The organism is Streptomyces malaysiense, assembly GCF_000980885.2.
Taxonomy (GTDB): Bacteria; Actinomycetota; Actinomycetes; order Streptomycetales; family Streptomycetaceae; genus Streptomyces; species Streptomyces malaysiense.
Map to the genome: position 1 here is coordinate 70,933 of NZ_LBDA02000056.1, position 19,875 is coordinate 90,807.

The 19,875-nt window shown below is 71.4% G+C and carries 19 protein-coding genes; 11 read left to right on the forward strand and 8 right to left on the reverse strand.

What is annotated here, in order from left to right:
- Positions 1-26: 26 nt before the first annotated feature.
- Both VT52_RS23810 and VT52_RS23815 read right to left on the reverse strand, forming a co-directional pair.
- Positions 27-698 (reverse strand): hypothetical protein, encoded by a 672-nt coding sequence (locus VT52_RS23810; protein WP_240509858.1) that lies wholly within the window; start codon positions 696-698, stop codon positions 27-29.
- Between the two features lie 209 nt (positions 699-907).
- Complete coding sequence (locus tag VT52_RS23815) at positions 908-3,310, reverse strand: Tex family protein (RefSeq protein WP_046422871.1); 2,403 nt, start codon at positions 3,308-3,310, stop codon at positions 908-910.
- A gap of 318 nt (positions 3,311-3,628) precedes the next feature.
- Between VT52_RS23815 and VT52_RS23820 the strand changes: the two genes are divergently transcribed.
- Both VT52_RS23820 and VT52_RS23825 read left to right on the forward strand, forming a co-directional pair.
- Positions 3,629-4,501 carry an alpha/beta fold hydrolase gene (locus VT52_RS23820; RefSeq protein ID WP_167377732.1) on the forward strand — a complete coding sequence of 291 codons (873 nt, stop codon included), beginning with the start codon at positions 3,629-3,631 and terminating at the stop codon, positions 4,499-4,501.
- 487 nt (positions 4,502-4,988) lie between these two features.
- On the forward strand, positions 4,989-5,936 hold the full coding sequence (locus VT52_RS23825) for a nucleoside hydrolase (RefSeq protein WP_079175221.1): 948 nt from the start codon (positions 4,989-4,991) through the stop codon (positions 5,934-5,936).
- 218 nt (positions 5,937-6,154) lie between these two features.
- On the opposite strand, the gene VT52_RS23830 is transcribed toward VT52_RS23825, so the two are convergent.
- The 3 genes from VT52_RS23830 to VT52_RS23840 all read right to left on the reverse strand — a co-directional run bounded on the left by VT52_RS23830 (position 6,155) and on the right by VT52_RS23840 (position 8,021).
- On the reverse strand, positions 6,155-6,439 hold the full coding sequence (locus VT52_RS23830; protein WP_167377733.1) for a hypothetical protein: 285 nt from the start codon (positions 6,437-6,439) through the stop codon (positions 6,155-6,157).
- 270 nt (positions 6,440-6,709) lie between these two features.
- On the reverse strand, positions 6,710-7,246 hold the full coding sequence (locus tag VT52_RS23835; protein WP_046422877.1) for an AAA family ATPase: 537 nt from the start codon (positions 7,244-7,246) through the stop codon (positions 6,710-6,712).
- A gap of 25 nt (positions 7,247-7,271) precedes the next feature.
- Positions 7,272-8,021, reverse strand: coding sequence for an enoyl-CoA hydratase/isomerase family protein (locus VT52_RS23840; RefSeq protein WP_046422879.1), 750 nt, complete (start codon positions 8,019-8,021; stop codon positions 7,272-7,274).
- Positions 8,022-8,212: 191 nt separating this feature from the next.
- Between VT52_RS23840 and VT52_RS23845 the strand changes: the two genes are divergently transcribed.
- Both VT52_RS23845 and VT52_RS23850 read left to right on the forward strand, forming a co-directional pair.
- Positions 8,213-8,788 (forward strand): HdeD family acid-resistance protein, encoded by a 576-nt coding sequence (locus tag VT52_RS23845; protein WP_046422880.1) that lies wholly within the window; start codon positions 8,213-8,215, stop codon positions 8,786-8,788.
- 154 nt (positions 8,789-8,942) lie between these two features.
- A complete protein-coding gene (locus VT52_RS23850) occupies positions 8,943-9,437 on the forward strand; it encodes an ATP-binding protein (RefSeq protein WP_046422882.1) in 495 nt (164 codons plus the stop codon).
- Positions 9,438-9,467: 30 nt separating this feature from the next.
- Here the strand turns inward: VT52_RS23850 and idi are convergent, their stop codons facing one another.
- The 3 genes from idi to galE form a co-directional block, all read right to left on the reverse strand.
- On the reverse strand, positions 9,468-10,061 hold the full coding sequence (gene idi / locus VT52_RS23855; RefSeq protein ID WP_046422884.1) for an isopentenyl-diphosphate Delta-isomerase: 594 nt from the start codon (positions 10,059-10,061) through the stop codon (positions 9,468-9,470).
- 240 nt (positions 10,062-10,301) lie between these two features.
- Positions 10,302-11,243, reverse strand: a complete 942-nt coding sequence (locus VT52_RS23860; RefSeq protein ID WP_046422885.1) for a cation diffusion facilitator family transporter — start codon at positions 11,241-11,243, stop codon at positions 10,302-10,304.
- Between the two features lie 134 nt (positions 11,244-11,377).
- Positions 11,378-12,349, reverse strand: coding sequence for a UDP-glucose 4-epimerase GalE (galE, locus tag VT52_RS23865; RefSeq protein ID WP_046422886.1), 972 nt, complete (start codon positions 12,347-12,349; stop codon positions 11,378-11,380).
- Between the two features lie 375 nt (positions 12,350-12,724).
- On the opposite strand from galE, the gene VT52_RS23870 reads away from it, so the two are divergent.
- From VT52_RS23870 to VT52_RS23900, 7 genes are read left to right on the forward strand one after another with little or no spacing between them, the layout of a single operon-like run.
- Entirely contained in the window at positions 12,725-14,527 is a 1,803-nt protein-coding gene (locus VT52_RS23870; RefSeq protein ID WP_046422887.1) for a DUF5941 domain-containing protein, read from the forward strand.
- Positions 14,524-15,276: a phosphocholine cytidylyltransferase family protein gene (locus VT52_RS23875; protein WP_046422888.1), complete on the forward strand. Its 753-nt coding sequence runs from the start codon at positions 14,524-14,526 to the stop codon at positions 15,274-15,276. The genes VT52_RS23870 and VT52_RS23875 overlap by 4 nt, the downstream gene beginning before the upstream one ends.
- On the forward strand, positions 15,264-16,325 hold the full coding sequence (locus VT52_RS23880) for an iron-containing alcohol dehydrogenase family protein (RefSeq protein WP_046422889.1): 1,062 nt from the start codon (positions 15,264-15,266) through the stop codon (positions 16,323-16,325). Before VT52_RS23875 ends, VT52_RS23880 begins: the two co-directional genes overlap by 13 nt.
- Positions 16,303-17,082 (forward strand): CDP-alcohol phosphatidyltransferase family protein, encoded by a 780-nt coding sequence (locus VT52_RS23885; protein WP_079175232.1) that lies wholly within the window; start codon positions 16,303-16,305, stop codon positions 17,080-17,082. Before VT52_RS23880 ends, VT52_RS23885 begins: the two co-directional genes overlap by 23 nt.
- Positions 17,083-17,090: 8 nt before the next feature.
- Positions 17,091-17,963 carry a glycosyltransferase family 2 protein gene (locus VT52_RS23890; RefSeq protein WP_420856300.1) on the forward strand — a complete coding sequence of 291 codons (873 nt, stop codon included), beginning with the start codon at positions 17,091-17,093 and terminating at the stop codon, positions 17,961-17,963.
- A 55-nt stretch (positions 17,964-18,018) separates the two neighbouring features.
- A complete protein-coding gene (locus tag VT52_RS23895; protein ID WP_046422892.1) occupies positions 18,019-18,948 on the forward strand; it encodes an ABC transporter permease in 930 nt (309 codons plus the stop codon).
- Positions 18,941-19,753, forward strand: coding sequence for an ABC transporter ATP-binding protein (locus VT52_RS23900; protein ID WP_079175222.1), 813 nt, complete (start codon positions 18,941-18,943; stop codon positions 19,751-19,753). The genes VT52_RS23895 and VT52_RS23900 overlap by 8 nt, the downstream gene beginning before the upstream one ends.
- Positions 19,754-19,875: the final 122 nt, after the last annotated feature.

Below are 19,875 nucleotides of genomic sequence, written 5' to 3' on the forward strand. Positions count from 1 at the left end.
GGGGCCCGGCGGCTCGCGGCGTCAGGTCAGGAGGGCAGCACCTTCCAGGAACCGGTGCCGGGGCCGCGGTCGCTGTAGGGGCTGGTGGAGACGCCGTACTTGGCGCCCCCGCCCTGGTAGGAGCGGCCGTTGGTGTCGAGGAAGCCACCGTTGGCGGAGCCGTAGTCGTTGAGCAGATGCACGATGTCGTCGGCGCGGATGTGGCCGTCGTTCGGCGCGGACCGCACGCCGAAGATGTGCCACTTGCCGGTACCGGGACCCCGGTCCCTGGTGGTGGTGGCGGAGACCTTGTACTTGGCGCCCGACTCGCCGGAGACGCCGTTGGTGTCGAGGTAGGTGTGGTGGCTGCCGTACTGGTTGATCAGGTAGACGACGTCACCGCTGACCACCCGGGTGCCGTCGGCCTTGCCGGTGGCGGAGACGACCCGCCACTCCGAGGTGGCCGGCCCCCTGCTGTTGGGGCGCTCGTTGGTGCTCACGTTGTAGGTGGCACCCGGCTGGCTGGAGACACCGTTGGTGTCGAGGTAGCCGCCGTCGCCGCCGTACTGGTTCTGCAGCAGGATGACACTGCCGTACGTCAGCTCACCTCGGGCCGCGGCGCCGGTGGCCGCCGTCGGAGCGGCGAACGAGGCCGCCGCGGCGGCGACGGCCGCGGCGGCCGTGCACGCCGCCAGGCGCTGCTTGGTAGTGCGGAACACAGAGTCCTCCCCATCGCTTCGCGTGCACGGTCGCGTGCACAGAAGCGAGTGTGGAGGGAGCGAATGGGCGCTGTGCCCGCTTCGTTCGTTTCCTCGCCCTAAACCCATCGATACGGGGAAAAGTCTGTTTCGGCCGTTGTCTGCTGGTGCGCAAGACGCGGGGAGGGGCCGGAGCCGCGCGGGCTCCGGCCCCTCCGGCCGCCAGTGGGTCAGCGCTGCTTGGGGTCCAGCAGGCCCGCGCGGCGCAGCGCGTCCGCCATGGCGCTGTTCGCGGGGGCCGGCGCCTGCCGTCCGCCCCGGTCACCGCCGCCGCGGCCCTGGCGCCGGGCCTGCCCCTGCCCCTGCCCCTGGCCGCCCTGCCGCTGCTGGGGCGGGCGGGCGCCGCGCTGGCGCTTGCCGCCGCCGGACCGGTCCGCCGGGGCCGCCTCGTCGTCCAGGCGCAGGGTCAGCCCGATCCGCTTGCGCGGGATGTCCACCTCCAGGACCTTCACCTTGACGATGTCACCCGGCTTCGCCACGTCCCGCGGGTCCTTGACGAACGTCTTGGACATCGCCGACACATGGACCAGTCCGTCCTGGTGGACGCCGATGTCCACGAAGGCGCCGAAGGCCGCCACGTTCGTCACCACGCCCTCCAGGACCATCCCCGCGGACAGGTCGGAGATCTTCTCCACGCCCTCCTTGAAGGTGGCCGTCCTGAAGGCCGGACGCGGGTCGCGGCCCGGCTTCTCCAGCTCCTTCAGGATGTCCGAGACGGTCGGCAGACCGAAGGTGTCGTCCACGAAGTCGGCCGGCCGCAGCGAGCGCAGCACGCCCGTGTTGCCGATGAGGGAGGCCACCTCCTGCCCCGAGGTCTTCACCATGCGCCGCACCACCGGGTAAGACTCCGGGTGCACGCTGGAGGCGTCCAGCGGGTCGGCGCCGTCGCGGATGCGCAGGAAGCCCGCGCACTGCTCGTACGCCTTCGGGCCGAGCCGCGCCACCTTCTTCAGCTCCGAACGGGAGGTGAAGGGGCCGTTCTCGTCCCGGTGCGCCACGATGTTCTCGGCCAGCCCGGCCGAGACGCCCGACACCCGGGCGAGCAGCGGCACGGACGCGGTGTTGACGTCCACACCGACGCCGTTCACACAGTCCTCGACCACCGCGTCCAGTGAACGGGACAGCTTCACCTCGGAGAGGTCGTGCTGGTACTGGCCGACGCCGATGGACTTCGGGTCGATCTTCACCAGCTCGGCCAGCGGGTCCTGGAGCCGCCGGGCGATGGAGACCGCGCCGCGCAACGACACGTCCATGCCGGGCAGTTCCTGGGAGGCGTACGCGGAGGCCGAGTACACCGAGGCGCCGGCCTCCGAGACCATCACCTTGGTGAGCTTCAGCTCCGGGTGCCCGGCGATGAGTTCGGCGGCGAGCTTGTCGGTCTCGCGGGAGGCGGTGCCGTTGCCGATCGCGACCAGTTCGACCGCGTGCTCCTTCGCGAGCCGGGCCAGCTTGGCGAGCGCCTCGTCCCACCTGTTGGCCGGGACGTGCGGGTGGATCACGTCCGTGGCGACGACCTTGCCGGTGGCGTCGACCACGGCGACCTTCACCCCGGTGCGGAAGCCGGGGTCCAGACCCAGCGTGGCCCGGGTGCCCGCGGGGGCGGCGAGCAGCAGGTCGCGCAGGTTCGCCGCGAACACGTTCACCGCCTCGTCCTCGGCGGCCGTGCGCAGCCGCAGCCGCAGGTCGATGCCGAGGTGCACCAGGATGCGGGTGCGCCAGGCCCAGCGGACGGTGTCCGTCAGCCACTTGTCTGCCGGGCGGCCGCGCTCGGCGATGCCGAAGCGGTGGGCGACGATCCCCTCGTACGAGGACGGGCCGTCGGTCGCCTCCTCGGGCTCCAGGACGAGGTCGAGCACATCCTCCTTCTCGCCGCGCAGCATCGCGAGGACGCGGTGCGAGGGCAGGTCGGTGAACGGCTCGGCGAACTCGAAGTAGTCGGCGAACTTGGCGCCCGCCTCCTCCTTGCCCTCCCGCACCTTCGCGGCGAGACGCCCGCGCACCCACATGCGTTCGCGCAGCTCGCCGATCAGGTCGGCGTCCTCGGAGAACCGCTCGGTGAGGATCGCCCGCGCGCCCTCCAGGGCGGCCCCCGGGTCGGCGACACCCTTGTCCGCGTCCACGAACGCGGCGGCCGCCGACAGCGGTTCCACCGTCGGGTCGCCCAGCAGGCCCTCGGCCAGCGGCTCCAGGCCCGCCTCGCGCGCGATCTGCGCCTTGGTGCGCCGCTTCGGCTTGTACGGGAGGTAGACGTCCTCCAGGCGTGCCTTGGTCTCGGCGCCGCGGATCCGGGCCGCCAGCTCCTCGGTGAGCTTGCCCTGCTCCCGCACCGACTCCAGGATCGCGGTCCGCCGCTCCTCCAGCTCCCGCAGATAGCGCAGCCGCTCCTCGAGCGTGCGCAGCTGCGCGTCGTCGAGCATCTCGGTCGCTTCCTTGCGGTAGCGGGCGATGAATGGCACGGTCGAACCGCCGTCGAGCAGTTCCACCGCGGCCTTCACCTGCCGCTCCCGTACGCCGAGCTCCTCGGCGATCCTGCCTTCGATGGATCCTGCTTCGATGGACCCGGGTGTCGTCACGATCCCGTACCGCCTTCTCCACTGAGGTTGCGCGGCAATTGTGGCAGGTGACGCCGACAACCGTGGATCAGGGCGCCTTCCGGCGGGGCGTCCGCGACCGGCCGGGACGGTCGCCACCGGGGTGGGACGCCTGTCACCGGCCGGCACCGGTTGTCCGGCTCGGCCGGGTATGCCGCCGGTGGACTGACCGGTCGGCGTGGCGGATCGCCCGGAACAACCCGTCTCGACATGATCGTTTCGCGGGTTTCGGAAGTGACGAACCGGATGATCATCGCCACATCCCCCTTGGGGCGGGATATGCGGCCTGACGGCGCGGCTGTGCCTGAGGAGGACGAGATGCGCGGTGTGCGCAGCGGCTTCGCCACGACCAACGACGGCGTACGGCTGCACTATCTGGAAGCGGGCGACGGCCCGGACATGCTGCTCGTTCCCGGCTGGTCCCAGACCGCCGCGCAATGGCGGTACCAGATCGCCGAGTTCGCCCGCACACACCATGTGGTCGCGGTCGACCACCGTGGTCACGGTGAATCCGACAAGCCGGATCACGGGTACCGGATCGCCCGCCTGACGACGGACATCCACCAGCTCGTTCACCACCTGGACCTCACCGAGGTCGTCTGGGTGGCCCACTCCATGGGATGCGCGCTGGCGTGGTCCTACTGGGACCTGTTCGAGGGGGACCGGCTGGCCCGTCTGGTGCTGTTCGACGAACCGGCCGTCCTGGTCCGGCAGCCGTACTGGCCGGACGGCCTCGCCGAACGCCTCGGCGCGTTGTACGGCCTGGAACAGATCGCCGAAGTCGTCGCGGGACTGCGCGCCCCCGGCTCGGACGCCGAGGCCCTCAGCGTCGAGTTCCTGGACGCCATGTGGACTCCGGCCGCCGATGAGGGGGACCGTCGGTGGGTCGTCGCCCGGAACCTGCTCCTGCCCCGGGAGTACGCCGGCAGACTGCTGCTGGACAACGTCATGCAGGACTGGCGTGACGTCCTGCCGAGGATCACCGTTCCGACGCTGGTCATCGGGGGGAGCGACAGTGTGATCCCCGCCGCCGCCGCGCGCTCGGTGGCCTCTGCCGTTCCCGGGGCCGTCGTACGGATTCTCCGTGAGCGCGCCAGCCACTTCGCGTTCTGGGAGAACCCCGTCGCGTTCAACCGGGAGGTCCGGGCCTTCCTCGACACGTCCACCGGATGACCCGCCGCCGGACGGCCGGCCCGGGGACCCGGGAAGGACCCCTTTCCGCCGAGTCGGCCACGCGGGGAGCGGGCGGGGAGCCGGACCGTCGTGATCGCAACGCCGTCGGCCCGTCTCGGTCCGGGACGTACGGCGAATGACCCTCGTTGCCGCCGGCCGGGTCGGCCGTAGCGGTGAAGATCCGGAGATGAGAGGACCAACGATGAGAAGACGGCGCTGGACCGCGGTCAGCAGAACCGTCGCGATGGCTGTCGGGCTGCTCGCGCCCGTGGCGCTGTGCGGTGGCACAGGCGTGGCTCGGACGGCCGAACGCTCCGCCACGCACGCGGTGCCGAACACGGCCGCCCCCTCCCTCCAGGGCAAGGGGAACGCCTTCCTCCCCCGTGGCGGGAGCGAGCGGGGCTTCCGCCACGATGGCCGCGCGGCCGATTCCGGGAGTCCGGAGCGGACCAATCGCGGTCGTGAACCAGTCATTCTGTCCACTGACATGACCATGGGACTGACCACCGGCAACCGCAACGGTATCGCCACCTCGGTTCCGGACATCGACGACGCCTACGCGTTCGCCCTTGCCGTCGCGCACCGTCTCGACGTTCGGGGCGTCGTCGTGACCATGGGGAACTCGATGGTCAAGCCCTCGATGGTCACCGCCCGAGCCACCGCGAAGGCGCTCGGTTCCCGGGTGCCCGTGGTCCAGGGAGCGAACGTCTGGCTGCCGGTTCGGCCCCAGGAGACCACCGGCGGGGCGGACCTCACCGACACCTGCGTCAACGACGGCGTCCGGTTCATGGCCGAACAACTGCGCCGAACCCGGGGACTGACGATCCTCGCCATCGGACCACTGACCGACGTGGCCTGCCTCAGCATGAATTACCCGGCGGAAGCCCGGCACATCAAACGGGTCGTCGCACTGGTCGGCAGCAAACCGACGACACCCCTGGAACTGTTCGGTCATCCGGCGGTGGACTTCAACTACATCATGGACCCACGCGCGGAGGCGGTCGTACTGGAGCAGACGTCGATCCCGTTCACCGCCATCAACTTCGAGCTGTCGTCCCTCGCGCCGATCCCGCTCGCCCGGTTGCGGGCGCTGGCCACCAGCCCGGACCCGCTCGCCCGTTTCTTCGGACGGTCTTCACAGCCTCTTGTGGCCGAGTTGGCGGCGGCCGGCTTCCCGGCCAAGCCCATCTTCGACGCGGCCGTCGTATGGCACCTGATCCGCCCCGAGGACCACGTCTGCCGGCAGGTCGGTTTCCGACTGAGAACGGGATCACCGGCGATCACCCAGGCCGACGACGACAACGTCACCGACTGGTTCTCCCCCGAGTTCACCGACACCCGACGCGTCACCGCGTGCACGGGCTTCACGAGTCGACGGGCCGCGGCGGAATTCCAGCACGCCGTCCTGGCAGCCGTTCACGGAGCGGTGCGCTGAGGACACACCCCGCCGATCAGGTCTGAGTGGAGGGGGAGAGGCCCGCATCCAGGCCCTCCTCCGGCTGGCCCGTCCGCCGCGTCGAGGATTCGCGGGCGGGCGGCCTTCTCGGTCCGTCGCGGCCGCGTACGGGCTCCGCAACACGCGCCGGGGCCGGGCAGGAGGTGTCCTGCCCGGCCCCGGCGAGCCCCGATGCCGACGGCGACCCGTGGACCGGATCAGTGCCAGCGGTGCCCGCGGCGGTCGTGGTCGCCGAAGGGGCCGTCCCAGCCGTGCCGGTGGCCGTAGCGCCGGCCGTCGTCGCGGTGGTCCCAGCCGTGCCGGTGGTCACGGCCCCAGCGGTCGCCGGGGTACGGGAAGTGCCGCAGGTCGGTGGAGACGGCACGGTGCGGGCGGGCGGCGGGCCGGCCCACGGCGGCGGCCGGCAGGGCGGCCGCGCCCACGACGGCGGCGGCCAGGACGGTGGCGGCGGTCAGTCTGCGGACAGAGGCGAGAACGGACACGAGGTCCCCCTTCACAAGGGTGTGGAGCGCGTTGGCGACCGGTCGGCCGCACGTGCACACCCTGCGACCCGCGCCCCGGCCGACGCGGGAGACGCGCGGACCCCATTACGGATATAAGAGACTTCTGTGACAGTCGCCTGTAGCAACCATTTATGTCGTGAATTTGCCCTTTTCCTGCGGTTTCGCCTCTCCGCGCGCCCTCGCGCTCACCCGAAAGTGAGTAACAGCGCGTGCGCCGGTCGGACGCCCCCGGCGCGCGGTGCCTGTCTCTCAGCGGTCGAGCGCCGGAAGTTCCGCGAGGCCGGTCTCGGTGAGGATCCGCTCGACGGTCTCCGCCAGTCCGCTGTCGGCCCCGATGACGGTCTCCACCCCGCCGGGCAGCAGGTCACGCGGCCGGTACCACTCCCGCAGCCGCGCCTCGTCGACCTCGTCCGCGATCGGCTTGGTCGCATGGCGTGCCAGGGTCTCGGCGAAGGGCACGTCCAGGTAGTAGCCGTACGTCGGCCCGCGGTGGCCGGCGCGCAGCCGGGCGAGCATCGCGCCGTAGCGGCCGGAGTCCAGGATGCCCTCCACGACGACGTGGTAGCCGGCGTCCAGCGCGTACCGGGCGGTCAGCTCGATCAGCCCGATGTTCGCCGCCCCCGGCCGGTCCCGCTCGCGCAGTACGCTCCGGCGCAGATTGTCCTGTCCGACCAGCGCGAGGCCCCGCCCGAACCGCTCCCGCACACCCGCCGCGACCGACGACTTGCCCGAGGCGCTGTTGCCGCGCAGCACGATCAGCCGCGTCCGCTCGTCACCCACCCGCATGCCCGCAGGCTATCGGCGGGGAGCCTCACGCGGGCGGTGTCCAGGTGAAGCGCGGGGAGCGGCGTTCCAGGAAGGCGGCCACGCCCTCGGCGGTGTCGTCGGCGGTGCGGGCCTGCTCCGTCCAGTGCGCCTCCCGGTCCTCGCGGCCGTTCGCGAACTCCTTGGCGGCGGCCTGGGTGAGCCCGGAGCGGGAGACGAGCGTCCGTGTCAACTCGGCGAGGCGCTTGTCGAGTTCGCCCTCCGGCAGCACCTCGTCCACCAGGCCGGTGCGCAGCGCGCGCTCGGTGTCGATCAACTCGGCCGTGAACAAAAGGTACTTGGCGGTCGACGGGCCCACCAGCGACACCAGCCGCCGGGTCGAGGAGGAGGGGTAGACGATGCCGAGCCGTGCCGGGGTGACCCCGAACAGGGCGCCCTCCTCGGCCAGTCGGAGGTCGCAGGCCGCCGCGAGCTGCACCCCGCCGCCCACGCAGTAGCCGCGCACGGCGGCCACGGTGGGCTTCGGGAAGGCGGCCAGCGCCTCCTCCGCCGCCACCGCGAGCCCCTGCGCGGGTCCGGCCGATCCCCGCAGTGTGGAGATGTCCGCGCCCGCGCAGAAGGTCTCGCCCTCGCCGGTCAGCACCAGCACCCGTACCCCGGGATCGCGTGCGAGTTCAGCCAGCAGCGGTGGCAGGGCCCGCCACATGCCGGCGGTCATGGCGTTGCGCTTGGCCGGATTGCCGATCGAGACCGTGGCGACGGAGTCGGTGACCTGGTGGGACAGCTGGGGCTCCATGCGCCGGATGCTATCCGCCCGCCCCGGAGTTACGACACCGCCTCCGAGGGGGACAAAAAGGGATAGAGGACGGTTGTGAAGATAATTCATGTGATTCGGTGCAATCCGCGTGATCGGCGTAATCAGGCAATCGGCTCAATCAGCTCAATCAGCTCAATCGGCGGAATCGGCGGATTCCCGAGGAGGTGGCGATGGCCAGGGCGCGAAGGTCCAAGGACAGGGCGACGTCGATGCGCCGGGGGTTCGGCCTGCTCGCGGTGCTCGGTGTGATCCTCGTCCTCGCCGGACTCGTCGGGCTCGTCTACACCGGGGTCGCCACGCTCACCTCGATGCTGCTGTTCGGCTGGCTGCTGCTGATCGGCGGGATCGTCGGCCTGCTGCACGCGATCCAGGCCCGGGGCACCGACTACTTCTGGCTCGGGGTGATCGTGGCCGCGCTGAACATCGCGGCCGGCGTCGTCGTCATCCGGGTGCCGCACGCGGCCGCCGCCGCGCTCACCATGTTCGCCGCGCTGCTGTTCCTGTCCGCCGGCCTCTTCCGGATGGTCGGCAGCATCGTCGTACGCGGCCCCCAGTTCGGCTGGACCCTGCTGCTCGGCGTCTTCGACCTGCTGCTCGGCGTCCTGGTCCTCGCCCACTGGCCCAGCAGCAGCCAGTACGTCATCGGCGCCTTCTTCTCGCTCGCCCTGCTCTTCGACGGCCTCGGCCTGATCGCCGCCGGCTACGGAGGCCGCCGGATCGTCGGCCTCGTCAGCGAGCAGCGGTAGGCATGAGAACAGTCCGACACGTGACGTTGTCATAAGCAGTCGGTCAAAAGGCGCTCGATACCCGGCGACTTCTGATCAGATGTCCGATGCCGAGCCGGTCGTTACCAACACTCGACGCGTGGTGACAATCGAGCGCGAGGGTGGCGACCGGACGATGGACAACCACGGGCGCGGGGACGACCCGCGCCCAGCGGAGGGCGCCGACGAGCGGACGCCCCACCCACTGCCGTACGAGGGTGTCTGGCGGTTCACCGCGGCCGCGGTGGACGCCTCGGTCCCGCAGGCCCGGCACGCGGTGCGGGACCTGCTGCTGCGCCAGGGCGTGCCGGTCTCCGAGGAACTGGCGCAGGGCCTGCTGCTGATCGTCTCCGAGCTGGTCACGAACGCCGTGAGGCACGCCGCGCTGCTGTCGCCCGTGCTGGCCGTGGAGGTCGCGGTCGGCGCCGAGTGGGTGAGGGTGTCCGTGGAGGACAACCACCCCTACCGCCCGACGGCGCTGGAGGCCGATCACGGCCGGACCGGCGGACGGGGGCTGCTCCTGGTGCGCGAGGTGGCCCGGGAGGCGGGCGGGGTGGTCGACGTGGAACACACCGCGAGCGGCGGCAAGGTGATCTGGGCCGCCCTGCCGCTCAAGCCCGCGTACCCCTGAGGTTCACGCACCGGACGCGGTGAGGGGGCCTCACCAGCCCGCAGCCGGGCCCGTCAGCTCACGGACCGCGGGGCGGGCCGCGTCCAGCACCGTCATGAACCACGCCGAGAACGGGTCCCGGGCATGCCGCTCGGCCAGCTCCTGCGCGGTCACGAAGGCGGTCGCGGCGACTTCCTGCGGGTCCGCCGCGGGCGGCGTCTGCACCAGTCCGACGAACAGGTGGTTGAACTCCTGCTCCACCAGGCCCGAGGCCGGGTCCGGGTGGTTGTAGCGCACGGTGCCCGCCTCGGCCAGCAGCGAGGGGGACACGCCCAGCTCCTCGTACGTCCGCCGGGCGGCGGCCGCGAACGGCGCCTCACCGGGGTAGGGGTGGCCGCAGCAGGTGTTGGACCACACGCCGGGGGAGTGGTACTTGCCGAGCGCCCGCTGCTGGAGCAGCAGCCGGCCCTGCTCGTCGAAGAGGAACACCGAGAACGCGCGGTGCAGCTGCCCCGGCGCCTGATGGGCCGCGAGCTTCTCGGCGGTGCCGATGGTCACGCCCTTCTCGTCGACGAGTTCCAGCAGGATCGCCTGAGCGGCGCCGTTCGTCGAGCTGTGCGTCTCGGTGGCAGGTGTGATCGGCATACCTATCCTTCGCCTCGTTCTTCGCCCCCCAAGTCTGCCGTACGAATCCGGCACTCCCGGCACTTCCCGGCACACCCGCATGTCAGAGCGTGCGACGGTGCCGGAAGGGGGACCCGGTAGATCATCGTGCCCTCGGGTCGCGGGAGGGAACCGTCCGGTTGCTATCGAACGGATGAACTGATTCCGTGCCGGGAGAACCGGTCCGCGCCGGTGGTCCGGCACCGGCGGGCCGCCGCCGGCTCAGTGGCAGAGCCGCGCCTCGTGCTCCGCGTGTCCGCCGGGCTCCAGCTGGAAGGTGCAGTGCTCCACGTCGAAGTGCGTGCCGATGCAGCCCTGGAGTTCGTGCAGCATCTTCTCGTGCCCGATGGCGTTGAGCACCTCCGAGCTGACCACCACGTGCGCGGACATCACCGGCATGCCCGAGGTGATCGTCCAGGCGTGCAGATCGTGTACGTCCTCCACGCCGTCCAGCGCCAGGATGTGCGCCCGGACCTCCGCCATGTCGACGTTCTTGGGCGCGGCCTCCAGGAGCACGTCCAGCGTCTCCCGCAGCAGCTTCAGCGTCCTCGGGACGATCATCAGCCCGATGGCGATCGAGGCGATCGGGTCGGCGGCCTTGAAGCCGGTGAGGAGGATCACGGCGGCCGAGATCATCACCGCGACCGAGCCCAGCGCGTCGGCGGCGACCTCCAGGAAGGCGCCGCGCACGTTCAGGCTCTCCTGCTGGCCGCGCATCAGCAGGGTGAGCGAGATGGAGTTCGCGACCAGGCCGATCGCGCCGAACACGATCATCAGACCGCCGTGGGTGTCCGCGGGGGTGACGAACCGCTGGACCGCCTCGTACAGGACGTAGCCGCCGACGCCGAGCAGCAGCAGGCAGTTGGCCAGCGCGGCGAGGATCTCGGCGCGGGCGTAGCCGAAGGTGCGGTTCGCGCTCGCCGGGCGGTTGGCGAAGTGGATCGCCAGCAGCGCCATGCCGAGGCCCACCCCGTCGGTCGCCATGTGCGCGGCGTCCGCGATCAGCGCGAGCGAGTCCGCGAGGAGCCCGCCGGCGATCTCCACCACCATGATCGTCAGCGTGATGCAGAGGGCGATCCGCAGCCTGCCGCGGTAGGCGGCCGCGGCCGTGCCCGTGGGCGGCGCATGGGTGTGCGCATGCCCGTGATCGTGCCCAGCCCCCATGGCGGAACCGTCCTTCCGTGGTCGTCCGGAGGCCCAGTGAACTACGGGCGGGGGGTATGGGGCAACGCGGTACTGAACACCGTTGTCATGTGCCCTGACCTGCGGAAACGATCCGCTGGTCAGGGCGCTGCGGGCTACTTCCCGTGGTGCAGCAGCCAGCCCTCCCAGGCCGAGCCGACCATCTCGTGGACGTCGCGGCGGGCGCGCCAGCCCAGTTCCCGGGCGGCGCGTTCGGCCGAGGCGACCGCTCGGGGCGCGTCGCCGGGCCGGCGGGGTTCCACGACCGGTTCCCGGCGGTCGCCGCAGACCTCGCCGATGACCGTGATCAGCTCCCGGACCGAGACGCCCTCGCCGCGGCCGATGTTCAGCGTCAGATCGCCGGCCGCGGCGTCCCCGGCGAGCCGGCGCGCCGCGGCGAGGTGGGCCTCGGCGAGGTCGGCCACGTGGATGTAGTCCCGTACGCAGGTGCCGTCCGGCGTCGGGTAGTCGTCGCCGAAGATCCGGGGCGCCTCGTCGCGGGTGAGCCGGTCGAAGACCATCGGCACGATGTTGAACACCCCGGTGTCCGCGAGCTCCGGCGCGGCGGCGCCCGCCACGTTGAAGTAGCGCAGGCACACGGTGGAGATCCCGTACGCCCGCCCGGCCGCCCGGACCAGCCACTCGCCCGCCAGTTTGGTCTCCCCGTAGGGGTTGACCGGGGCGCAGGGGGTGTCCTCGGTGATCAGGTCCACGTCCGGGTTGCCGTACACCGCGGCGGAGGAGGAGAACAGCAGCCGGCGGACGTCCGACGCGGCCATGGCGTCCAGCAGGGTGGCGAGGCCGCCGACGTTCTCCCGGTAGTACCGGGTGGGCTCGGCGACGGACTCGGCGACCTGCTTGCGGGCGGCGAGGTGGACCACGCCGGTGACGCCGTGCTCGGTGAAGACCTCGCGCAGACGGGGGCCGTCGAGGGTGGAGCCGGTGACGAGCGGGACGTCGGAGGGGAGGCGCGAGGGTACGGCGGCGGAGAGGTCGTCCAGTACGACGACCTTCTCGCCGGCGCCGGTCATGGCGCGTGCCACATGCGCCCCGATGTATCCGGCACCGCCGGTGATCAGCCACGTCATGGTCCCCCACCCTATGCTCCGCGGGGCGGCCGATCAGGTCGGTGCCCGCCGCCCGGCGGCACGGCTGCCCGCGGCCGCGAGGGACCGCGGGCGGCGGTAGCCCTCGGCGACCGGTCGCGTACCCCTCGTCCACCCGCGTGTCCCGGATGCCCGGGTCTGCGGCCACGGTTTGTGGGGGCGGGGCGGGATCGCTCATGATGATCACGGCAAAGGGCGGGACCCCGGACGCGGGCCGGTCCGTGAACGGCCGGTGAACACGGGCTTCGGTTCATCCGATACCCTCTGCCGACATGCCGACCGGGTGCCGCAGGCAAGGGGCGCCCCATCATGCAGAAGACCGGTGCCGACGCGCCGGCACCCAGGGAGTGAGTTCGGTTGCCGACCGCCATCGTCACCGGTCAGCCGGTCCCCGGATCGTCGCTCGAGAGCGATCTGCGGTCCCTCGGCTTCGACGTCCGGATGGCGGAGAGCGCCGCCGCGGCCGAGGCCCTGCTCGCGGCCTCTCCCGCCGGTGACCGCGTGGCCGTGGTCGACGCCGCATTCGTCGGCCATGTGCACGCCCTGCGGCTCGGCCTGACCGACCCCCGCTTCCCGCTCGCAGCCGTCCCCGGAGCCGTCACCGCCCAGCCTGCCGCCCGGCAGGCGCTGACCCGCGCCGTGGCCCGCGAGACCTCCTCGGGCGGCGGCACCGCGGTCGCCGTCGACAGCCTGGCCGACCGGATCGTCACCGAGCTGGACGCCGACGGCAGCGAGGTGCACCGCCCCGAGCTGGGCAGCCTCGTCGCCGTCGTGCCCGCCGACCCGCAGGCCCGCAACGAGGCGCGGCAGGCCGTCGCCGCCGTGGACGACGAGGCCGTACGCCTGAGGTCGGCCGTGAAGTCCCGTGACGGCTTCTTCACCACCTACTGCGTCAGCCCGTACTCGCGCTACCTCGCCCGCTGGTGCGCGCGCCGCGGCCTGACCCCGAACCAGGTCACCACCGCCTCGCTGCTCACCGCGCTGATCGCGGCCGGCTGCGCGGCCACCGGCACCCGCGGCGGTTTCATAGCCGCCGGCGTGCTGCTGATCGCCTCCTTCGTGCTGGACTGCACCGACGGCCAGCTCGCCCGCTACGCCCTGAAGTACTCCACCCTCGGCGCCTGGCTCGACGCCACCTTCGACCGGGCCAAGGAATACGCCTACTACGCCGGTCTCGCCCTGGGCGCGGCCCGCGGCGGCCACGACGACGTATGGGCCCTCGCGCTCGGCGCGATGGTCCTGCAGACCTGCCGGCACGTGGTCGACTTCTCCTTCAACGAGGCCAACCACGACGCCACCGCCAACACCAGCCCCACCGCCGCCCTCTCCGACAAGCTGGACAGCGTCGGCTGGACGGTCTGGGTGCGCCGGATGATAGTGCTGCCGATCGGCGAACGGTGGGCGATGATCGCGGTCCTGACCGCCTTCACCACCCCGCGGATCACCTTCTACGCGCTGCTCGTCGGCTGCGCCTTCGCCGCCACGTACACCACCGCGGGCCGGGTGCTGCGCTCGCTGACCCGCAAGGCGCACCGCACCGACCGCGCGGCACGGGCGCTGGCCGACCTGGCCGACTCCGGCCCGCTCACCGAGGCGGTCGTGCGGGTCGCCCGGCGCGGTCTGCCCGGCCTCGCCGTCCCCGTCGTCGCCCTGCTCGGCGGCGCCGCGGTCGTCGCCTGCTCGGCCTTCTGCGGCTACGGCTCCGTGGTGCCGGTGATCGGCGCCCTGGTCTACGTCCTCACCTCGGCCCTCGCCGTCGCCCGCCCGCTCAAGGGCGCCCTCGACTGGCTGGTCCCGCCGTTCTTCCGCGCCGCCGAGTACGGCACCGTCCTCGCCCTCGCGGTCAAAGCGGGCGTGAACGGGGCGCTTCCCGCGGCTTTCGGGCTGGTGGCGGCGGTCGCCTACCATCACTACGACACGGTGTACCGCATCCGCGGCAACGCCGGAGCGCCGCCGGCCTGGCTGGTGCGCTCCATAGGGGGGCACGACGGGCGCACCCTGCTCGTCACCGTCCTGGCCGCGGCACTCACCGCCGCGCAGTTCACGGCCGCGCTCACGGTGCTCGCCGTGGTCGTCGCCCTGGTGGTGCTCGCGGAGAGCATCCGGTTCTGGGTGTCCGCAGGGGCACCCGCCGTACACGATGAAGGAGAAACCGCATGATCGGCCTCGTGCTGGCGGCCGGCGCCGGACGGCGTCTGCGCCCCTACACGGACACCCTGCCCAAGGCGCTGGTGCCGGTGGGGCCCGCGGGCATGGAGGGCGAGCCCACGGTTCTCGACCTCACCCTCGGCAACTTCGCCCGGATCGGGCTGACCGAGGTCGCGGTCATCGTCGGCTACCGCAAGGAGGCCGTCTACGCCCGCCAGGCCGCCCTGGAGGAGAAGTACGGCCTCAAGCTCACCCTGATCGACAACGACAAGGCCGAGGAGTGGAACAACGCCTACTCCCTGTGGTGCGGGCGCGACGCGCTCAAGGACGGTGTGATCCTCGCCAACGGCGACACCGTGCACCCGGTCTCGGTGGAGGAGACGCTGCTGGCCGCGCGCGGCGGGGGCAAGAAGATCATCCTCGCGCTGGACACCGTGAAGTCCCTGGCGGACGAGGAGATGAAGGTCGTCGTCGGCCCGGACGGGGGCATGACGAGGATCACCAAGCTGATGGACCCGGCCGAGGCGACCGGTGAGTACATCGGCGTGACGCTGATCGAGGGCGACGCGGCCGAGGCGCTGGGCGACGCGCTGAAGACGGTCTGGGAGACCGACCCGCAGCAGTTCTACGAGCACGGCTACCAGGAGCTGGTCGACCGTGGCTTCCGCATCGACGTGGCGCCCATCGGCGACGTCGACTGGGTCGAGATCGACAACCACGACGACCTGGCCAAGGGGCGGGAGATCGCGTGCCGCTACTGACCCGGCTGATCCCCTCGCCGGTCGTCGTGGACATCCGCCCGGGTGCCCTGGACGACCTGGCCGGTGTCCTCGCCGACGAGCGCGTCTCCCAGTCCGGCCGCCTCGCCGTCGCGGTCAGCGGCGGCTCCGGCGCCCAGCTGCGCGAGCGCCTCGCCCCCTCGCTGCCCGGTGCCTCCTGGTACGAGGTGGGCGGCGGCACCCTGAACGACGCCATCCGGCTGGCCGGCGAGATGAAGTCCGGCCACTACGACGCGGTGGTCGGACTCGGCGGCGGCAAGATCATCGACTGCGCCAAGTTCGCGGCGGCCCGTATCGGCCTGCCCCTGGTCGCCGTGCCCACGAACCTCGCGCACGACGGCCTGTGCTCGCCGGTCGCCACGCTCGACAACGACGCGGGGCGCGGCTCGTACGGCGTGCCCAACCCGATCGCCGTCGTCATCGACCTGGACGTGATCCGCGCCGCCCCGGCCCGCTTCGTCCGGGCCGGTATCGGCGACGCCATCTCCAACATCAACGCGATCGCGGACTGGGAGCTGTCCCACCGGGTCAACGGCGAGAAGATCGACGGTCTCGCCGCGGCCATGGCCCGCCAGGCGGGCGAGGCGGTGCTGCGGCACCCGGGCGGCATCGGCGACAACGGCTTCCTCCAGGTGCTCGCCGAGGCACTGGTCCTCAGCGGCATCTCGATGTCGATCTCCGGTGACTCCCGGCCCTCCTCCGGTTCCTGCCACGAGATCAACCACGCCTTCGACCTGCTGTTCCCGAAGCGCGCCGCCGCCCATGGCGAGCAGTGCGGGCTCGGCGCGGCCTTCGCCATGTATCTGCGCGGGGCCCACGAGGAGGCCGGGCACACCGCCCAGGTGCTGCGCCGGCACGGGCTTCCGGTGCTGCCGGAGGAGATCGGATTCACCGTGGACGAGTTCGTCCGCGCCGTGGAGTTCGCGCCGGAGACCCGGCCCGGCCGCTACACCATCCTCGAACACCTCGACCTCAAGCCGAACCAGATCAAGGACATCTACGCCGACTATGTCAAGGCCATCGGTAGCTGAACTCCGTCCGGTCGTCCACCCCGCCGGGGTGAAGGACCGGCGCAGCGGTGAGCACTGGGCGGGACGCCTCTACATGCGTGAGGTGTCCCTTCGTATCGACCGCTACCTGGTGAACACCAGGGTCACGCCCAACCAGCTCACCTACCTGATGACCCTGTGCGGTGTACTCGCGGCCCCGGCCCTGCTGGTGCCGGGGATCACGGGCGCGGTCCTCGGCGTGGTCGCCACCCAGCTGTACCTGCTGCTGGACTGCGTCGACGGCGAGATCGCCCGCTGGCGGGGGCAGTACTCCCTCGCCGGTGTCTATCTGGACCGGGTGGGCGCCTACCTCACCGACGCGGCCGTGCTGGTCGGCCTCGGGCTGCGCGCGGCCGACCTGTGGGGCACCGGCCGCATCGACTGGCTGTGGGCCTTCCTCGGCACCCTGGCCGCACTCGGCGCGATCCTGATCAAGGCGGAGACCGACCTGGTCGGCGTCGCCCGGCACCAGACGGGCAAGCCACCGGTGCAGGAGGCCGCCGCCGAGCCGCGCTCCTCCGGGATGGCGCTGGCCCGCCGTGCCGCCTCGGCGCTGAAGTTCCACCGGCTCATCCTCGGCATCGAGGCCTCGCTGCTGATCGTGCTGCTCGCCATCGCGGACCAGATCCGCGGTGACCTGTTCTTCACCCGGCTCGGCACCGCCGTCCTCGCCGGCATCGCGCTGCTGCAGACGCTGCTGCACCTGGTGTCCATCCTCGCCTCCAGCAGGCTGAAGTGAGCGCGGCCATGCGGGTCGGCGCCGTCGTCATCACCATGGGCAACCGGCCCGAGGAACTGCGGGCCCTGCTCGACTCGGTCGCCGAGCAGGACGGTGACCGAGTCGAGGTGGTGGTCGTCGGCAACGGCTCCCCGGTGCCCGACGTCCCCGAGGGCGTGCGCACCGTCGAGCTGCCGGAGAACCTGGGCATCCCGGGCGGCCGCAACGTCGGCATCGAGGCGTTCGGCCCCGGCGGCCAGGACGTCGACATCCTGCTCTTCCTGGACGACGACGGCCTGCTCGCCCGGCACGACACCGCCGAGCTGTGCCGCCGGGCGTTCGCCGCCGATCCGGAGCTGGGCATCATCAGCTTCCGCATCGCCGATCCCGAGACCGGCGAGACCCAGCGCCGCCACGTGCCCCGGCTGCGGGCCTCGGACCCGATGCGCTCCTCGCGGGTGACCACCTTCCTGGGCGGCGCCAACGCGGTGCGCACCAAGGTGTTCGCCGAGGTAGGCGGGCTGCCCGACGAGTTCTTCTACGCCCATGAGGAGACCGATCTGGCCTGGCGGGCGCTGAACGCCGGCTGGCTGATCGACTACCGCTCCGACATGGTGCTGTTCCACCCGACGACCGCGCCCTCGCGGCACGCCGTCTACCACCGCATGGTGGCCCGCAACCGTGTCTGGCTCGCCCGGCGCAACCTCCCGGCCCCGCTGGTACCCGTCTACCTGGGCGTCTGGCTGCTGCTCACGCTGGCCCGCCGCCCCTCGCGTCCTGCCCTCGCGGCCTGGTTCGGCGGCTTCAAGGAAGGCTGGACCACGTCCTGCGGCCCGCGCCGTCCGATGCGCTGGCGCACGGTCTGGCGGCTCACCCGGCTGGGCCGTCCTCCGGTCATCTGAGAAGCTTCTTACCTGAACAGCAAGCTTCTTACTGAGAGAGTCCGGGTTCTTACTCGTGAGTCACACAACGCATGACGCCGGTGTCGCGGTGGGCGCGATACCGGCGCCCGACGAGGGGCTGACGCCGGCCGAGCTGGCCGCCAGGTACGGGCTCGCCGTCAGCGGCGCCCGCCCCTCGCTGGTGGAGTACGTCCGTCAGCTGTGGAGCCGGCGCCACTTCATCCTCGCCTTCTCGCAGGCGAAGCTGACGGCGCAGTACAGCCAGGCCAAGCTCGGCCAGCTGTGGCAGGTCGCCACCCCGCTGCTGAACGCGGCCGTGTACTACTTCATCTTCGGTGTCATCCTGCACGCCAGCCGCGGCCTGTCCCCTGACGTGTACATCCCGTTCCTGGTCACCGGCGTCTTCGTGTTCACCTTCACGCAGAGTTCGGTCATGTCGGGCGTGCGCGCCATCTCCGGGAACCTCGGCCTCGTGCGCGCCCTGCACTTCCCGCGTGCCTCGCTGCCCGTCTCCTTCTCGCTCCAGCAGCTCCAGCAGCTGCTGTTCTCGATGATCGTGCTGTTCATCGTGGCGATCGGTTTCGGCAGCTACCCCGGCATGTCCTGGCTGCTGATCGTGCCGGTGCTGGCGCTCCAGTTCCTGTTCAACACCGGCCTCGCGCTGATCGTGGCCCGCATGGGCGCCAAGACGCCGGACATGGCGCAGCTGATGCCGTTCGTGCTGCGCACCTGGATGTACACCTCCGGTGTGATGTTCTCCATCAGCGCGATGATGACGGACCGCCCGGAGTGGGCGGTGCGGCTGCTCCAGGTCAATCCGGCCGCGATCTACATGGACCTGATGCGTTTCGCGCTGATCGACGGCTACGGCGCCTCGAACCTGCCCCCGCACGTGTGGGCGATCGCGGTGTTCTGGGCCGTGGCGGTCTTCGCCGGCGGCTTCGTGTACTTCTGGAAGGCGGAGGAGCGGTACGGCCGTGGCTGAGCAGAACGCCGAGCAGAACCCCCAGCAGGGCACCACGGAGACCGGTGAGCGCCGCCCGACGGTCATCGCGGACGATCTGCACATCGTCTACCGGGTCAACGGCGCCAAGACCGGCAAGGGCAGCGCGACGGCCGCCCTCAGCCGGATCCTCAAGCGCGGCGAGGAGCGCGGGGTGCGCAAGGTGCACGCCGTGCGCGGGGTCTCCTTCGTCTCCTACCGCGGCGAGGCCATCGGTCTGATCGGCTCCAACGGCTCCGGCAAGTCCACCCTGCTGCGCGCCATCGCCGGGCTGCTGCCCGCGGAGAAGGGCAGGGTGTACACCGACGGCCAGCCCTCCCTGCTGGGCGTGAACGCGGCCCTGATGAACGACCTGACCGGCGAGCGCAACGTCATCCTGGGCGGTCTCGCCATGGGCATGTCGCGCGAGCAGATCAAGGAGCGCTACCAGGGCATCGTCGACTTCTCGGGGATCAACGAGAAGGGCGACTTCATCACCCTGCCGATGCGCACCTACTCCTCCGGTATGGCCGCGCGGCTGCGTTTCTCGATCGCCGCCGCCAAGGACCACGACGTCCTCATGATCGACGAGGCCCTCGCCACCGGTGACCGGAAGTTCCAGAAGCGCTCCGAGGAACGCATCCGGGAACTGCGCAAGGAGGCCGGTACGGTCTTTCTGGTCAGCCACAACAACAAGTCCATCCGTGACACCTGCAACCGCGTGCTGTGGCTGGAGCGCGGCGAGCTGCGCATGGACGGGCCGACCGAAGAGGTGCTCAAGGAGTACGAGAAGTTCACGGGCAAGTGAACTGTTTCGGCCAGGGCCCCGCCGGCGACCTTCCGGCGGGGCCCCGCGTCCGCAAAGGAACCGTCAACTCCCAAGGCTGTCAGGAATCTTGACGCCGATCGGTGTGTTGTTGTGATCTGCGG

Coding starts and splice junctions, on each gene's coding strand:
- VT52_RS23825 (WP_079175221.1), top strand. CDS start 4,989: ATGACCATGGGACTGACCACCGGCAACCGCAACGGTATCGCCACCTCG.
- VT52_RS23835 (WP_046422877.1), bottom strand. CDS start 7,246: ATGCGGGTGGGTGACGAGCGGACGCGGCTGATCGTGCTGCGCGGCAAC.
- VT52_RS23840 (WP_046422879.1), bottom strand. CDS start 8,021: ATGGAGCCCCAGCTGTCCCACCAGGTCACCGACTCCGTCGCCACGGTC.
- VT52_RS23845 (WP_046422880.1), top strand. CDS start 8,213: ATGGCCAGGGCGCGAAGGTCCAAGGACAGGGCGACGTCGATGCGCCGG.
- VT52_RS23850 (WP_046422882.1), top strand. CDS start 8,943: ATGGACAACCACGGGCGCGGGGACGACCCGCGCCCAGCGGAGGGCGCC.
- idi (WP_046422884.1), bottom strand. CDS start 10,061: ATGCCGATCACACCTGCCACCGAGACGCACAGCTCGACGAACGGCGCC.
- VT52_RS23860 (WP_046422885.1), bottom strand. CDS start 11,243: ATGGGGGCTGGGCACGATCACGGGCATGCGCACACCCATGCGCCGCCC.
- galE (WP_046422886.1), bottom strand. CDS start 12,349: ATGACGTGGCTGATCACCGGCGGTGCCGGATACATCGGGGCGCATGTG.
- VT52_RS23875 (WP_046422888.1), top strand. CDS start 14,524: ATGATCGGCCTCGTGCTGGCGGCCGGCGCCGGACGGCGTCTGCGCCCC.
- VT52_RS23885 (WP_079175232.1), top strand. CDS start 16,303: ATGTCAAGGCCATCGGTAGCTGAACTCCGTCCGGTCGTCCACCCCGCC.
- VT52_RS23890 (WP_420856300.1), top strand. CDS start 17,091: ATGCGGGTCGGCGCCGTCGTCATCACCATGGGCAACCGGCCCGAGGAA.